General features: G+C 61.6%; 14 protein-coding genes. 3 read left to right on the top strand and 11 right to left on the bottom strand.

Annotated features, from left to right (window positions below; genetic code table 11):
- Positions 1-143: 143 nt before the first annotated feature.
- Complete coding sequence (locus B5F27_RS06150) at positions 144-2,138, bottom strand: FAD-dependent oxidoreductase (protein ID WP_087365478.1); 1,995 nt, start codon at positions 2,136-2,138, stop codon at positions 144-146.
- 162 nt (positions 2,139-2,300) lie between these two features.
- Between B5F27_RS06150 and B5F27_RS06145 the strand changes: the two genes are divergently transcribed.
- Complete coding sequence (locus B5F27_RS06145; RefSeq protein ID WP_087365476.1) at positions 2,301-3,128, top strand: MerR family transcriptional regulator; 828 nt, start codon at positions 2,301-2,303, stop codon at positions 3,126-3,128.
- 146 nt (positions 3,129-3,274) lie between these two features.
- On the opposite strand, the gene B5F27_RS06140 is transcribed toward B5F27_RS06145, so the two are convergent.
- Together B5F27_RS06140 and B5F27_RS06135 are read right to left on the bottom strand one after the other, a co-directional pair.
- Positions 3,275-3,838 carry a chromate transporter gene (locus tag B5F27_RS06140; protein ID WP_087365475.1) on the bottom strand — a complete coding sequence of 188 codons (564 nt, stop codon included), beginning with the start codon at positions 3,836-3,838 and terminating at the stop codon, positions 3,275-3,277.
- Complete coding sequence (locus tag B5F27_RS06135) at positions 3,835-4,401, bottom strand: chromate transporter (protein ID WP_087365473.1); 567 nt, start codon at positions 4,399-4,401, stop codon at positions 3,835-3,837. Before B5F27_RS06135 ends, B5F27_RS06140 begins: the two co-directional genes overlap by 4 nt.
- A 582-nt stretch (positions 4,402-4,983) precedes the next feature.
- Here B5F27_RS06135 and B5F27_RS06125 point away from each other — a divergent pair.
- A complete protein-coding gene (locus B5F27_RS06125) occupies positions 4,984-5,937 on the top strand; it encodes a pyruvate kinase (RefSeq protein ID WP_087365469.1) in 954 nt (317 codons plus the stop codon).
- A 132-nt stretch (positions 5,938-6,069) separates the two neighbouring features.
- Here the strand turns inward: B5F27_RS06125 and B5F27_RS06120 are convergent, their stop codons facing one another.
- Positions 6,070-7,023: a hypothetical protein gene (locus tag B5F27_RS06120; RefSeq protein WP_087365467.1), complete on the bottom strand. Its 954-nt coding sequence runs from the start codon at positions 7,021-7,023 to the stop codon at positions 6,070-6,072.
- Positions 7,024-7,292: 269 nt separating this feature from the next.
- Here B5F27_RS06120 and B5F27_RS06115 point away from each other — a divergent pair, with 269 nt between their 5' ends.
- On the top strand, positions 7,293-8,435 hold the full coding sequence (locus B5F27_RS06115) for a M20/M25/M40 family metallo-hydrolase (RefSeq protein ID WP_087365464.1): 1,143 nt from the start codon (positions 7,293-7,295) through the stop codon (positions 8,433-8,435).
- Positions 8,436-8,554: 119 nt separating this feature from the next.
- Here B5F27_RS06115 and B5F27_RS06110 read toward each other — a convergent pair whose 3' ends face one another.
- From B5F27_RS06110 to B5F27_RS06080, 7 genes are all read right to left on the bottom strand, one after another.
- Positions 8,555-9,466 (bottom strand): MurR/RpiR family transcriptional regulator, encoded by a 912-nt coding sequence (locus B5F27_RS06110; protein ID WP_087365461.1) that lies wholly within the window; start codon positions 9,464-9,466, stop codon positions 8,555-8,557.
- Positions 9,467-9,549: 83 nt separating this feature from the next.
- A complete protein-coding gene (locus B5F27_RS06105; protein WP_087365459.1) occupies positions 9,550-10,992 on the bottom strand; it encodes a 6-phospho-beta-glucosidase in 1,443 nt (480 codons plus the stop codon).
- A 1-nt stretch (position 10,993) separates the two neighbouring features.
- Complete coding sequence (locus B5F27_RS06100; RefSeq protein ID WP_087365456.1) at positions 10,994-12,373, bottom strand: PTS transporter subunit EIIC; 1,380 nt, start codon at positions 12,371-12,373, stop codon at positions 10,994-10,996.
- Positions 12,374-12,661: 288 nt separating this feature from the next.
- On the bottom strand, positions 12,662-13,585 hold the full coding sequence (locus B5F27_RS06095; protein WP_087365454.1) for an ROK family protein: 924 nt from the start codon (positions 13,583-13,585) through the stop codon (positions 12,662-12,664).
- A gap of 2 nt (positions 13,586-13,587) precedes the next feature.
- Positions 13,588-14,289 (bottom strand): N-acetylmannosamine-6-phosphate 2-epimerase, encoded by a 702-nt coding sequence (locus B5F27_RS06090; RefSeq protein ID WP_087246864.1) that lies wholly within the window; start codon positions 14,287-14,289, stop codon positions 13,588-13,590.
- A gap of 27 nt (positions 14,290-14,316) precedes the next feature.
- Positions 14,317-14,769 (bottom strand): YhcH/YjgK/YiaL family protein, encoded by a 453-nt coding sequence (locus B5F27_RS06085; RefSeq protein ID WP_087246866.1) that lies wholly within the window; start codon positions 14,767-14,769, stop codon positions 14,317-14,319.
- Positions 14,770-14,871: 102 nt separating this feature from the next.
- Positions 14,872-15,810, bottom strand: a complete 939-nt coding sequence (locus B5F27_RS06080; RefSeq protein ID WP_087365451.1) for a dihydrodipicolinate synthase family protein — start codon at positions 15,808-15,810, stop codon at positions 14,872-14,874.
- Positions 15,811-15,812: the final 2 nt, after the last annotated feature.

The raw sequence follows: 15,812 nt of genomic DNA, 5'->3' as shown, positions 1-15,812 counted from the left end.
CCTGTATCGACCCTATTATAGCAGACTTTGCCCCATAAAAACAACACGGAAACCAGCCCGTGCAAAAGGCTCATTTCCGTGCTGTGCGGTTTTATGAAAGAAGGTTTCTCTGCAAAAATTCAGTCCGGGACCGGCGGGGCGGATCAGATGCCGCTGGTGGCGGCGATCCGGCCTGCCCGGCGGCCAAAGGTCACGGTGCGGCCGCAGGCAGCGCCGGTGGACAGGTTGGGATAGGTGCCCGAGAAGTAGGCGCCCGAGTCATTGCCCACCACGTACAGGCCGGGAATGGGCTGGTTGTTGGTATCCACAGCGTTCATGTTCTGGTCGATCTGGATGCCGTCCATGGTGCAGAGGATGTAGCCGGTGTTCTTTGCGCCGTAGAAGGGAGCCCTGCGGACGGCGCTCAGGCGGAAGGACTCCTTGCCGAAGTCCTCGTCCACGCCCTTGTCGTACAGCTCATTGTAGCGCTCCACGGTGGCTTCCAGGGTATCGGCGGGCAGGCCCAGCTTCTCGGCCAGCTCGGCGATGGTGTCACACTTGAACAGGAAGCCGTCCTCGATCAGGCCGGGCAGCATCCCTTCCACCACCTGATAGGTCATATTGGGGTCTGCGCCGTTGGGGAAGGCAAACATACGGCTGCAGCCGTGGGTCTTGAAGGACTGGATATAGGTTGTCCAGTCGGAGTCAAAAATGGTATAATGGCAGTGATCCTCGTTGAACTCGTCGGCGTGGAGGATGCCCTCATAGGTGCCCGACTCGTTGAAGAACCGCTCACCCTTGGAGTTGACCTTCAGGAAGGGCTGGCTGCCCATCCAGAAGAAGCCGCTCTCGCCGCCCTCGGTCTGGGCGCGGCCGGGCACAGCGTCCGGCTTGAGAGCTGCACGGTCAAACATCATCATGCTGTGGGTCTCGTCGAACTTGCCGCCGGCCCAGATGCAGGCCTTGATGCCGTCGCCGGTGCAGCCGGGAATGGAACCGTTGCGGCCCACAATGGCCAGGTTCTGGGGCTGCAGGGCATCCATCATCTCATAGTTCATGGAGTAGCCGCCGGTGCAGACGATGACGCCCTTGGATGCGTTGATGCGGACGTAGTCCCCGTCCTCATTCTGGGCGATGACGCCGGTGACCCGGCCATCCTCCTTGGTCAGCTTGACCATGGGGGTGTTGTAGCGGAATTCCACGCCCAGGGTCTTGGCGTAGTCGGTCAGGACTTTGGCGCCGTCCAGCTCATTGCCCTCGCCGTCGTCGCTGCCGGCCCAGCGGGGCGAGTGGCCGGTGGCAAAGTGAACGTACCGGGAACCCTCGTCGTCGCCGCCGGCCTCATGCCACAGCTCGACGCCGCGCTCGGCCAGACGGTCGCCGTACCAGTCGATGGCCTCGCCCGACTCCTCGGCCCACAGCTTGACCAGGCGCTGGTCCAGGCGGCCCGCTGCAATCTTGGTCATCTCGGTGATGTAATCAAACTTGTCGATCTTGGTGCCCCATTCCTTCTGGTAGCGGCTGTCGATGGCGCCCAGGTCGTCCCGGACGCCGCCCGAGGTCAGCTTGTCGATGACCAGGGTCTTGGCGCCGTTCTCCCCTGCGCTGCAGGCCGCGAACAGGCCGCCGGTGCCGCCGCCCACCACCAGGACCTCGGTGTCCAGGGTCTCGACGATGTCGCTGTCGGCGATCTCCGGCTCATGGCCCAGCCAGGCGGGAGTGCCGTCGTCCACCACCGGCGTTTCCTCTTCCTCGGTGGCCAGGCCCATGGCCTGCTCGATGCAGCTGGCGGCCGCCTTCTTGACGGCGTTGGAGGTGATGGTGGCGCCCGAGACGGTGTCGATCTCGGAGCTCTGGGCGGCCATCAGGGCCTCCTGGAACTGCTCGGCCGAATCCACCGCCAGCTGGATGGTCTCCTTGGAGGTATCCACCTTTACCTCGGTGATGGCGCTGTCGCTGAAGGTCATGGTCACCGTCACGGCGCTGGTGCCGGTCTCGGTGGCCGAGTAGGTGCCGGGGGTGTAGATGCCGGCATTGCCGGCGGCAGAGGAGGCCGTGCCCTTGTCATTGGTGCAGGCGGCCAGAGCGCCGACGGTGGCTGCGCTCATGGCGGCGGCAGCCGTCGCCCGCAGAAAGCCCTTGCGGGAAATCTTTTCCATAGTTGTTGCTCCTTCGTTTTTTCGTGTTTCCTGTTCGGCCTGTGATCCAGGCCCGGACGGTTTGTTACTTCCTTAACCATCCATTCGCCCATTATTGTACACTTAACAGCAACCCGCAGGTCAAGAGCCTTGTCACCTTTTGCGCGCAGTCAGGAGGAAAACATGCATTCTGAGTCACATTCTCCCAAATACCGGATCGGCGAATTCGCCAAACGGATGGGTGTGTCGCCCCACTTCCTGAAATATTATGAAGAAACCGGCATCTTAAAGCCCGACACCCAGGAAAACCACTACCGCTTTTACAATTTGTGGGACGCCAGCGTCATTCTGGAGTGCAAGCGGATGAAAAACATGGGTTTCTCTGTGAAGGAAAGTCACAAGATCGTCACCGACAGCACCGCCGCTGACCTGGAGCAGATGCTCCAGATCCACCAGCAGGCCCTGACCGACGAGCTGAAGCAAAAGCAGCTGATCCTGGAAGCCCTCCAAAACATGAGGGCAGACCTCAGGTTATGCCAGGCCGGGGAATGGCAGATCCGCACCGTGCCGCCTGTATGGTTTCTGCCCCACACCCTGGAACAGCAATTCGTCAGCGACGCCGGCACATACACCCAGCTGGACCGCTGGGTGGAGGCCATGCCGGTGGTGCATTCGGCTCAGCGGGTCACGCTGGACCAGCAAAATCACTGGCAGCCCGAGTGGGGATTCTCGATCCCGGCGGACAAAGTCGAGGCCGCGGGGCTTATGCCCGAGCCCCCCGCCGTCCTGCTGCCCGCCGGCCGGGTTTTTGAGCAGTATCTTTCCTATCCGGTCCACCGCGAAACGGCCCAGGAGGAGCACAATCAGCAGTACGCCCGGGCTCTGGAGCACATCCGCCGTCTGAACCTGATTCCCGGCCGCACCATCCTCAAGGAAATAGTCAGCTACACTTTGCAGAACCACATCCGCCAGTCCTATTGCATCCTCCGTGTCCCGGTGGAGGAGCCTTGACCTTTTATACAGCAAAACAAACGCCCCTGCGCCTTGTTGTCCAGCGCAGGGGCGATCTTTTTATAGAGATTCAGCTCCCTCAGATCATGGATGGAAAAATCCTGCCGGGACTCCTTCAGGGACTGATGCGCCCCGAGCGGCCTGGCTTAAAATCCCACCAGCGCCGCCGCCAGCTTCAAAACGCCCGCCAACACCATAACCGCAATGGCGTTCATCTTGCCCTTTTGGAGCAGGAAAACGCTGATGCCAAAGATAACCACCAAGACCCAGTTGGTGCTCGCCAGACGGATCACCGCTCCCGAGCCCCAAAAGGCAGAAATCAGAATCGAAATTCCCGCGGCGGCAATCATGGCCACCACCGCCGGGCGCAGAGAGGCCAGCACCCCCTGCAGCAGATCCAGACTGCGATATTTGAGGTACAGCCGGGCAATCAGGGTGACGATGATGCAGGAAGGCAGAATGCAGCCAAAGGTGGCTGCCAGCGCGCCGGGAATCCCGGCGATTTTGATGCCAACAAAGGTGGCCGCATTGATGGCGATGGGGCCGGGGGTCATCTGGGAAATGGTGATGAGGTCGGTGAACTCCGACATGGCCAGCCAGGCGTGCTGGTCCACAATCTGGCTTTGAATCAGCGGAACGGCGGCGTATCCTCCGCCAAAGCTGAAGGCCCCGATTTGCAGAAAGCTCCAAAACAGCTGCAGCAGAATCATTTGGACCCCTCCTTCCGGCTGAGCAACGTCCGCACCACGCCCAGCAGGGCGCAGACCAGAACCACAATCACCACATTCACTTCAAAGAAACAGGTGGCGGCAAAAGCGGCCATCATAATCAGGACGGAGGATGTATTTTTGCTCTTGACCACGTCGGCCCCCATCTCCCATACCACCGAGGCAATCACCGCGCCCACGCCGGCCTGCATTCCTTCCAGCATCTGGCCGATGATGAAATTGGTGCGAAACAGATCATAAAAGACCGACACCGCCGCGATAATGACAAAGGGTGGGATGATGGTGGCCACAATGGCCACCAGAGCTCCCAGCATACCGTCCAGCTTGTAGCCCACCACAATGGCGCCATTCACCGCAATGGGACCCGGGGCCGACTGGGCGATGGCCACCAGATCCAGCATTTCATCTTCCTCGATCCAGTGGTATTCATCCACAAACTTTTTCTTCATCAGGGTGACGATGACATACCCGCCCCCAAAGGTAAATGCGCTCAGGTAGAGGGTGGAAACAAACAGCTTGGTGAGCACTTTGACCCGATCCTTCATGCCGTCCTCCTTTTGACCACAGGTTTGTATTTCAGCAGACCCATTATAATCATCCCGGCCCGGACGGACAACCCCCAAAATGCGACGTTCTTTGCCCCCGGCGTTTTGGGGTGGATCCGTCGGCCGGCCCTTTCGCGTTGGGGCATCGTGCCAATATCCGCCCAAATTCCCACAGCGCCATGCTTTTTGACCCGAACCACCATCACCGGCCCCTCTGCCCCGCCCGGATAAAACAATACGGTTCAGTTCTGTATGTTCTGTATCGCCGCTCCGGGGGTGTGAACCACTCGTCCAGAGCCCCCTCCACCGGCGCCTCGCAGGCGGTGATGCCGGGCCCGGCTCACACCGGCCGGCGGATGGTTTTTTCACGATACCGGAGACTCGCTTTTCTGAACCGTGCGCACAAATTTGCAGCCGTCCCCTTCCCCCGCCCTTGCAGTCTGCTGCCTTCTGGGCTATAATGAAATTTAAGCGAAACCCCGCCCAAAACGTCCTTGTCCGGATTCACTCCGGCCCGGACCGTCTGCGGGCGGTACAGACCCAACGCATCCATCATCAACCAATCGAAAAGAGGGATTTTCTTTGGAATATTACGGCACCATCGGCCCGGCCTGCGCCGATTCCGACACCCTGCAGAATATGGTCGAAGCCGGCATGACCGGCATTCGGATGAACCTCTCCCACGGCTCTCTGGCCGAGCACGCCGACTGGCTGGAACTGATTCACCGGGCAGGCATCCCCGAGCTGCTGATTGATCTCCAGGGCCCTGAGCTGCGAATCGGCCGCCTGACCGAGCCGGTCTTTTTGAAGGCGGACGGTCCCCTTCTGCTGGGGGCGCAGGGAATTCCCTGTCCCGCCGCTCTGGTGGAGGCGGCCGGGCCGGGCCAGGAACTTCTGCTGGACGATGGCCGGCTGCTGGCCCGGGTGGACGCCGTATCCGGCGGCACTCTGCACTGTACCGTCCTGCGGGGCGGGCTGCTGGAAAGCCGCAAGAGCATTGCCGCGCCGGGTTTGGAAATCCACTCCCCCACCCTCACCGCCGAGGACCTCCAGAATCTGGACATGGCTGTCTCCTGCGGGGTGACGGGGGTGATGCTGCCCTTTGTCCGCGGCGCCGAGGATCTGCGCACCCTGCGCCAGGCTTTGAACCAGGCCGGCGGCGAAAAAATCCGCATCTTTGCCAAAATTGAAAACATGGCCGGCGTCCAGGCGCTGCCCGAGCTGCTGCCCCTGGCCGACCACATCGTGATTGCCCGCGGAGATCTGGGCAACGCCATGCCCCTCTGGGAGCTGCCCGCCTGTCAAAAGCAGCTGGCCGCTGCCTGCCGCCAGGCCGGAGTCCCCTTCATGGTGGTGACCCAGCTGCTGGACAGCATGTGCGCCCGGGCGGTGCCCACCCGCGCCGAGGTCTGCGACATCTACAACGCCGTTCTGGACGGGGCGTCCAGCCTGATGCTCACCGGCGAAACCGCAGCAGGCCGCTGCCCGGTGGAGGCCATGCAGTATCTGGTCCGGACCGCCCGCACCGCGCTCTGAGTTTTCCGGCGGACAAGCCGGAGAACACGGTGCGTTTTCTCCTCTGCTCTACAACATCAAACGGCCGGGACCAGAAATCTGTCCCGACCGTTTTTCTTTTGATTTTGACTTGATGCCGGGGCAGAAAGCGGTTTATTCGGCCTGCTCCATCTCCCTTTTCCGCCAAATGACAATCCAGGCCCCCGCATACACCGCCAGATACGCCATCGACAGTCCCATGATGAGGGTATATTTCCGCTGCAGGCCGGCGGTGTAGCTCTCTGCGGTCTGATCGGCTTCCACCGTGATGTAGGCGTCCTCCTCCGGGATGGACAGGACCCGCCGCTCCACCGGTCCCTCCTCATATTTCTGCTCTGCCAGCGTCCGGGCTGTACTGCCCTCCACCTGCCACCGGTAGCCGGAGCCGTCAGTGGTCTTATAGTAAACCATGTAAACAATTTTGGTGGGATGGGTCCGCCCATACCGCCCGGTGGCGTTGTTTTTCACCGAGACGGGGAGGATATCGTAGGGCACAAAGGTATGCACCCCTTCATCCACATAGCTGTCCGCCGGGCGGATGGAACCATAATCCCGGGCTCCGACATAGAGGCTGGCGGCCGCCAGAATCAGCAGCGGAATGCTGACCACTCTCCCAAGGTTTTTCGCCTTCTCCATCCAGGCAGCTGCCCGCTCCGGGCGAGCTGCGGGCACTTTCCCTTTCTCTTTAAGGGCGGCGCTGCGGCGCCGGAACAGCTTCACGCAGAGGAATCCCACTCCTACAACGGCCCACACCACCGCCAGAACCATAGTCAGCGGAACCAGAAAAACCAGGATAAAACCATTGGAGAGCAAAACCGGGAAACAGGCCATCAGCAGTCCCCAGCCCGCCAGTCCGCCCAGCAGGTTCATTCCCAGCCACAAGTGCCAGCAGTTCAGCTGCAGCCGCCGGGAAAACAGATTCCCCGCCAGAACAAAATAGGCCGCTGCCGCCGCAGGAAACCCATAGAGGAACCACCTCATATCGTTCCCTGCTGCGATCAGAAAACTCGCTAGCAGTGCGCCGGCATACAGCACAGCCGACCCCAAAACAGCCGCGGCTTTTTTCATCTTGTGTTCCTCCTTTTGTCCGCACCTTTTGCCCAAAATCTGCGCCCGTCATCCCGTGTCCGCCGGGGCGGACAAAAACCAATCCATGCGAAGCATGCACTACCAGGTCAAATAACTGCTCTTGCAGTTATTATACCATTGCTTTTCTGCATCGTCCATCCTGCGTTCCGTCCCCGGGCATGGGAACTGGCTTTTTCTGTTCTTGCAGGATGGCGCCCCGACCGGTATAATGAACCTGAACACACCGACCCAAGATGGAGGAACCCACTATGACCCCTGCCCGTCAAACCCAAATCGAAGCCTATGCCCAGGCCTGCCGTCAGGAACAGGCCGACCTGCTGCGCACTCTGGGCCGGATTCCTGCCCCCTCCCGCCGGGAGGACCGCCGCACCGCCTTCTGCCGGGACTGGCTGCTGGCCCAGGGCACACAGAATGTCACCATCGATTCGGCCAAAAACGTCATCTGCCGTCTGGGCCCCAGAGACTGCACCGCCTTTGTGGTCTTTGCCGCCCACACCGACATTGTTTTCCCTGACCTGGACCCCCTGCCCATGCAGGAGGAGGGCGGCAAACTCTTTGCCCCCGGCATCGGGGACGACACCGCCAACCTGGTCAATCTCCTGCTGGCCGCCCGGTATCTGATCCAACATCAGGTGCAGCTGCGCCAGGGCGTTCTGATTGTAGCCAACGCCTGCGAGGAAGGGCTGGGCAATCTGGACGGCACCAAAGCCCTGTTCGCCGCCTACGGCGACCGGATTCGGGCGTTCTATTCCTTTGACCTCTACATGCCTTTGTGCTGTGACACAGCCGTGGGTTCCTATCGCTACCGCATCACCTGCAAAACCCAGGGTGGGCATTCCTACGTCGATTTCGGGCGGCCCAGTGCCATTCAGCTGCTGTGCGGCCTGGTGGGAGAACTGTACCAGATTCATCCCCCTGCCCAGGCCAAAACCACCTTCAACGTGGGCCGCATCGAGGGCGGCACCACCGTGAACTCCATTGCACAGGAGGCCTCCATGCTGTACGAGTTCCGCTCCACCGACCAGAGCTGTCTGGACCAGATGGAGCAGAAGTTCCGTCAGGCGGTTGCCCACTGGGAGGGCCGCGGCGGCGACTTCGAGGTGGAATTGCTGGGGGTGCGTCCCGGCAACGGGCCCCTGGACCATGAGGCTCTGGCCCGGTTCACCCGGCAGAGCGACGAGATCATCCGCACTTTCACCGGGCGGGAGCCGGTCCACACCCCCAACTCCACCGACAGCAACGTTCCCCTTTCTCTGGGCATCCCGGCCAACACCATCGGCACCGTGGACGGCGGGCTGCCCCACACCCGCCAGGAATGGGTAAACCTGGACAGTCTGCCCACCGGTCTCAAAATCGTCCTGGCTCTGATGCTGGAATACGCGCAGGAATGAGACTTATCCCGGGCCAGGCGGGCTGTCCCCTTTTGAATCAAAAACGCGGAAGAATCGCGCTGCATCCAAGGGCAGCCGGTTCTTCCGCGCTTTGTTTTGGACGGGACGGCGGCAGACCGTCACCCGTGTTCCGGTTCTTTTTTCTGTTCCAGCAGGGCCGGAATGGTGGTCCGCCGCTCCTGCTCCAGCAGCTGGCTGGTATGCAGTTTCCGGTCCAGATTGGCCTCGTAATCCCGGGCAAAATAGCAGGAAAACAGGACATTCAAAATATAGAGAATCGAGTTTTCAGTGGCAAAGGTGGAAATCTTGCTGTACAGCCGCTCCCGGGAGGAGATGCTGAAGGTATACCGGGCCGCGCTGCGCAGCAGGTTTTCCCCCGCGCTGGTGATGGCGATGATCGGTACCCCAGTCCCCTGCAAGATGGGCAGGATGGCCCCTGTCTCCCGGACACCGCTGTTGCCCGAATAGGAAATGATGATGGCGCAGTCATCCTCCCCCAGCGAGCTGGCCAGCAGGCCAAAGGTTCCCTGGACCGGGATATCCACCACCCGGCCGATGCTCAGCATTTTGCGGGAAAACAACTCCCCCAGCAGGCTGTTGGGACTGATGCCGAACAGGCCGATCCGCCGGGAACGCTTCAACAGGTCCACCGCTTCGTCCAGCGGGGCATGATCCAGCAGGTCGGCTGTGTCCAGGACGCTTTCCACCTGCAAAGAGCAGATCTGGTTGATGATATCCTGGCGGCTCGACTGGGCGGTAAAGGGAAAGTTGGGGTCGATGTCGGTGTAGTGGGATTCCTGGTATTTTTGTTCCTCCACAAAGGCCTTGAGAAAGGCCCGCCAGCCCGAAAACCCCAACTCCTTGGCAAAGCGGACCAGGGCCGCCTTGGAGGTATAGGTGGCGTCCGCGATCTCCTGGATGGAATAGCGGTAGAGATGGGACTTCTCCTTTAAGATAAACTCGCCGATGTTCTTCCGGGTGCCGCCGCCATAGAGGACGGCTGCCTCCTCCACCCGCTGGATCAGATTCACACACAACACCTCCTGGCAGAAAGACCGCCCGTTCCGATACGCCTATTGTATCAGGTCCGGGCGGTCTTGTCGATTGGTTTTTCTCAGGCTTCTCCCAGGTCAGCCCCGTTGGTGGCAATCACCTGCTTGTACCAATAGAAGCTCTTTTTGGGGATGCGGCGCTTGGTGCCGCGGCCTGCGTCGTCCATGTCCACGTAGATAAAGCCATATCGCTTGCTCATCTCGCCGGTGGAGGCGGACACCAGGTCAATGCAGCCCCAGCTGGTATAACCTAGCAGCTCGACGCCGTCCTCATTCACCGCCTTCTCCATGGCCTGGATATGGCGGCGCAGGTAGTCGATCCGATAGTCGTCCTGAACGGTGCCGTCCGGCTCCAGGGTATCCCGAGCGCCCAGACCGTTTTCCACGATGAACAGCGGTTTCTGGTAGCGGTCGTAGAGGTTGTTCAGGACAATCCGCAGGCCGGTGGGGTCGATCTGCCAGCCCCATTCGCTGGACTGCAGATGGGGATTGCGGAGGGTGGTGGCGGCGTTGGTGGTGACGGCGGCCCCTGTCCTGGACAGGTCGGCCGCGGTGCACCGGCTGGAATAATAGCTGAAGGAGACAAAATCCACCGTTCCCGCCGCCAGGGTTTCCAGATCCCCCGGCTCCATCCGGGGCGTCACGCCCAGGCGCTCCATTTTCTTGAGGGCGTAGGGGGCGTACCGGCCCCGGACCTGCACGTCGCTGAAAAAGTAGTTGACGTGGTCCTGCTGGATGGCGGCCAGCACGTCCTCAGGGTCGCAGCTCCAGGGATAGTACGTGCCGCCGGCCAGCATGCAGCCGATCCTGGCCTCAGGGTCGATGGCGTGGCCCAGCTTCACCGCCCGGGCGCTGGCCACCAGTTCATGGTGGGCCACCTGGTATTTGACCCGGTCGGGGTCCTCCCCCGGCCCAAAGCAGACCCCTGCGCCTCCAAAGGGCAGGTGCATCAGCATATTGATCTCGTTGAAGGTGATCCAGTATTTCACCCGGCCCTTGAAGTGCCGGAACAGCACTTCGGCATACCGGACAAAGGCGTCGATGGTCTTGCGGCTGCGCCAGCCGCCGTACTGGTTCAGCAGGTGCACCGGCAGCTCAAAGTGACAGATGGTGATGAGGGGTTCGATGTCGTACTTCCGCAGCTCATCCACCACTTTGTCGTAGAAGGCCAGGCCGGCGGGGTTGGGCTCGGCCTCCTCCCCGGTGGGGAAAAGGCGGGTCCAGCTGATGGAAAAACGGTAGCATTTGAAGCCCATTTCTGCAAAGAGGGCGATGTCCTCTTTCCAGTGGTGATAAAAGTCGATGGCCTCATGGCTGGGGTAATACTGTCCGGCCGGCAGGGTGCGGGGGTCCAGCAGTCCCCTGGAGACGGCGGCGCGGTCCGGTCCCCAGGGCACCAGGTCAATGATGCTGGGACCCCGGCCATCGGCATCGTAGCCGCCCTCGCACTGGTTGGCGGCGGTGGCGCCGCCCCAGAGGAATCCATCCGGGAATCGGTTTGCCATCTCAGTTTTCCTCCGTCTTTTCAAATTTCAGGGACAGGATATAGGTGACAATCGCCGTGACCACCGCAGTGATCACCAGGGCAATGATGATGTTGTAGAAATACATCATGGTATCGTCGCCGATGTACAGCAGAATGGCGGGCAGACCGGAGGAACCGGTGGCGAAGCGGTGGGTGTGGGTCAGACCGGCGTAGAGGCCGCCGCAGGCGCCGCCGATCATAGCGGCGATCAGGGGGTACTTTTTGGGCAGGTTGACGCCGTAAAGCACCGGCTCGGTAATGCCCATCAGGGCGGTGATGCCGCCGGACGTGGCCACCTGGCGCTCCTTGGTGTTTTTGGTGCGCACACTGACCACCAGAGCCGCCACACCCTGGGCAATGTTGGAGCAGACGCAGCCGGGTCCAAAGATGCTGTCGTAGCCCAGCTCCGCCATCTGCATGACGCCCAGCGGGGCGACGCCGTTGTGGAGGCCAAACATGACCATCAGGGGCAGCAGGCCGCCGATCAGGACGGCAGGGGCCCAGCTGGCGTTTTCGGCCAGGAAGTTAAAGACCAGGGCCAGATACTCGCCCACCACGCTGCCGATGGGGCCCAGAACCGCCAGGGCCAGGGTGCCCATCACCAGGAAGGTGAGCATGGGGACAAAGACCAGGTTGACCGACTTGGGAATGATCCGGTTGAGGGCCTTTTCCACATAGGCCTGCACAAACACCACCAGAATGATGGGGATGACGGTGCCGGTGTAGCTCACCAGGTGGAAGGGAATCAGGTCAAAGAACCGCACCGGCTCCCCTGCCGCCACCATGGCACCCCAGTTGGGGTGCATCATGATGCCGGCCACAGCGGCGGCCAGAATCGGGTTGCACTTGAGCTTCTGGGCCTCGGTAAAGGCCAGCAGAATGGGCAGGAAGTAAAAGACCGCGTCGGCAAAGAAATTGAAGATGGCGTAGGTCTGGCTGGTGGAATCCACCAGCTTAAAGACCACCAGAAGAGCCAGCAGGGCTTTCAGCATGCCGGCGCCGGACAGGGCCGGGATGATGGGCTGGAACACCCCCGCCACAAAGTCGATCACCCGTTCAAAGGCGCTCTTTTTCTGGGCGGGGGCCGTGTCCGCCTGGGCAGCGGGCTGGTTGGGCAGCAGCGGCTGGATGGCGTCGAACACTTCGGCCACGTCGGTGCCGATGACCACCTGATAGACACCGCCGTTCAGAATCACCTTTTTGACGGCGTCCAGCTTTTCCAGGCCGTCCTTGTCCGCTTTGGATTCGTCCGCAAGGGTAAAGCGAAGGCGGGTCTGGCAGTGATAGAGATTCTTGATGTTTTCTGCGCCGCCGACGCCGGCCACGACGTCCTGGGCGATCTGCTTGTAATTTTTACTCATATGAAACTCCCTTCACATCTCGGTTGGCGGAAGGGATGCGCTCCGGATCGCTCCCTTGTTCTGGGAATATTATACCAAACAGCGCTTGATTTGAGCAACATTCAGACTTTCAGTCTGTTTCACGCCCTCCCCCGGCAGGCAGAAGGAACGGCGTTCTTTTTGAAACAAAGTTTCATTCCCCTGCAACTGCGCGCCCCGGGCGTTTGCTGTTTGCACCACGGCACAATAAAAGGGCGCGCCCGCCGGAAAACCGGTTGGGGCACGCCCTGTTTTATAAAGGATAGAGATTCAGTGTTTGCTGTCCAGGAAATAGCGGACGGCGCCCACCAGGCCTGCGTCGTTGGCCAGAGCCGCCGGACGGATCTCCAGGCCCTGGGCAAAGGCGGGCATCACCCGCGCCTTTACCTGCCGGGCCAGAGGCTCGATCAGGAGTTCCTGCTGGCTGCTGACGCCGCCGCCAATCAAAATCAGCTGGGGGTTGAACAGATGCACCAGGCCGGCCAGGCCCTCGGCAATCTCGCCAATCCAGTCGTCCAGCAGCTGCTGCACTGCAGCATTTCCCTGCTGTGCCGCCGCAAAGATAGCGCGGCCGCTGTCCAGGGCCGGGTCCATCTTCACCGCCCGGCGCACCAGGGCCGAGGTGGAAGCGTGGCGCTCCCAACAGCCCACTGCGCCGCAGGTGCAGGGTTCGCCGTGGGCCGCATGAATCCGCATATGGCCCAGTTCGCCGCCCAGGCCCCGGGCACCTTCCAGCAGGCGGCCGCCGGTGATGACGCCGCCGCCCAACCCGGTGCCGATGGTGACGCCCAGCACGTCGGTGCAGCCCTTGGCCGCACCCACCCAGGCCTCACCCAGGATCATGCAGTTGGCATCGTTGGCCACCGTCACCGGCAGGCCCAGATCGGCCTCCAGCGCCGCCCGGATGGGGGCGCCGGGCCAGCCGGGCAGGCTCCCGCAGGTGCCTGCCACCACACCCTGGCTGCTGTCAATCTGACCGGTGGCCGAAACACCCACGCCCGCCGGCTCATACCCTTCGGCGCGGCATTCCGCCAGCATCTGGGCGGCAGCTTTCCGCACCGTGTCCAGAATGGGGGTCTGGTAATTGTCAAAGCTGACGCTGGTTTCGGCCCGTTTCAGTACCTGGCCGTCCTCGGTCACCAGGCCCAGCTTGACCGCCGTGCCTCCAATATCGATTCCAAGATAGGTTTTCATGGTCACTTCAAATCCTCGATGGCCGCAGTAAAGCGGGCGGTGATCTCAGCGGGACGGGTGATGGCGCCGCCCACCACCAGAGCGAAGGCGCCGGCTTCCAGCGCCTTGCGGGCCTGCTCGGGGTAGTGGATATGTCCCTCAGCGATGACCTTGGCGGGGCAGTTTTTGGCCAGACGGGCGATGAAATCGAAGTCGGTCTCATTGATGCCCTGGGTCTCGGGGGTGTAGCCCCGCATGGTGGTGCCCACAAAGTCGGCCCCGGCCTCAGCGCAGGCCATGGCCTCCTCATCGGTGGCGATGTCCGCCATCACCAGCTGCTGGGGATACTTTGCCTTGATCTCACGGATGAACTCCGCCGAGGTTTTGCCGTCCGGGCGCAGGGCGCTGGTGCCCTGCACCGCCAGAATATCCACACCGCAGGCCACCAGCTCATCCACCTCTTTCATGGTGACGGTGATGTACATGGGGGTGCCGGGGTAATCCTTCTTGATGATGCCGATGACCGGCAGGTCCACCACCTCTTTGATCTGGGTGATGTCCCGCACCGTATTGGCCCGGATGCCCACGGCGCCGCTCATGGCGGCAGCCTTGGCCATCAGGGGCATGACGCCGCCTTCCTTGGTGTACAGGGGCTCATGCTCCAGCGCCTGGCAGGAAACGATCAGGCCGTGCTGAATCTGCTTCAAAATTGCTTCTTTTTCCATCTGGATTTCCTCCTTCTGTGGGGCGGTTCAGCCGCCCATCCGGATCTTGACAACCGCCTTGCGTACCGAGCGGGACACCGGGCTGATGCAGCTGGGCTTGTGGTATTCTCCCGGCAGGAACAGGGCGAACCGTCCCTCCCCCAGCAGGCCGCTGGACTGTTCGGGGCCGGCGGCAAAACCGCAGTCCGCCTTTTCATCAAAGGCCCCGGTGGGCTCGGCCCGGGTGGTCCAGGCCCAGTACTCGCTGCCGGTCAGGTCAATCTGCAAATCGGCATAGAGGTGATGGACCTCAAAGTCTGCCCCCTCCGCCGGGCGGAGGTCAGCGTCCATCACGTTGATGAACACGGTCTGGCCCTCCACCTCGGTGCGGCCGTTGGGCAGGCTGGCGAGGTCATGCTCCTCCAGCCAGCGGATGGCGATATCCAGCGCGGGGTGCAGGCCGCGGTAATGGCTCAGGCAGCTGAGGCTGTCGGTAATCATGGCGGGTCCTCCCTTTCGTTTCAGGCAGAACGCCCGGCGCTCCGTGCCCTTTGGGGCCGGCAGCCACCGGGCGTCTGGTTATGCAATGAAGGTATGCAGTTTTTACAGGGCAGCAGCCTTGGCGATGGCTTCGCGGATCATCCGCTCGGCCTCCACCACCACAGCCTCATCCTCGGGGATCAGGTTGGGCAGGGGTGCGCGGACACCACCCAGCTCCAGGCCGTACATCCGGCGCAGAATCTCCTTCTGGACGGCGTACAGGTTGCCGTGGGCCTCGCACATCTTATAAATGATGCGGTCGGCCTCATACTGGACTTTGCGGGCGGTGGGGATATCGCCCTTTTCGATCAGCTCGTTCATCTTGAGGAACAGCTCGGGCATAACGGCGTAGGTGCCGCCGATGCCGCCGTCGGCGCCCATGGCGCGGCCGGAGACAAACTGCTCATCGGGACCGTTGAACACCACGAAGCCGCCCTCGCCCCGCGCGGCAATGCCGGCGTCCTTGAACATCTGGATGTCCTGGGTGGGCATGGAGGAGTTCTTGACCGCCACCACGTTGGGGTTCTTCAGCATGGTTTTCAGCAGGCTCATGGTCAGAGCGGTGCCGGCCAGCTGGGGAATGTTGTAAATCACAAACTCGGTGTTGGGGGCCGCGGCGCTCATGGCGTTCCAGTACTCGGCGATGGCGTACTCGGGCAGGTGGAAGTAGATGGGCGGGATGGCGGCGATGGCGTCCACGCCGCACTTTTCAGCGTGTGCAGCCAGCTCCACCGAGTCGGCGGTGTTGTTGCAGGCCACATGGGCGATGACGGTGATCTTGCCGCGGGCCTCGCTCATGACGGCTTCCAGCACGGCCTTGCGCTCATCGGGATGCTGATAGATGCACTCGCCCGAAGAACCGCCCACATACAGGCCTTTGACGCCCTTGTCGATCAGGTGACGGGTCAGGGCCTTGACACCCTCGACCGAGATGGTGCCGTCCTGATTGTAGCAGGCATAAAAAGCCGGGATAACGCCCTGGTATTTGGTACAATCTTTCATGA

The organism is Faecalibacterium sp. An192, from assembly GCF_002160175.1.
Lineage (GTDB): Bacteria > Bacillota > Clostridia > Oscillospirales > Ruminococcaceae > Faecalibacterium.
The sequence above is the reverse complement of the archived record's forward strand: the minus strand, read 5'-3'. Positions and strand labels throughout refer to the sequence as shown.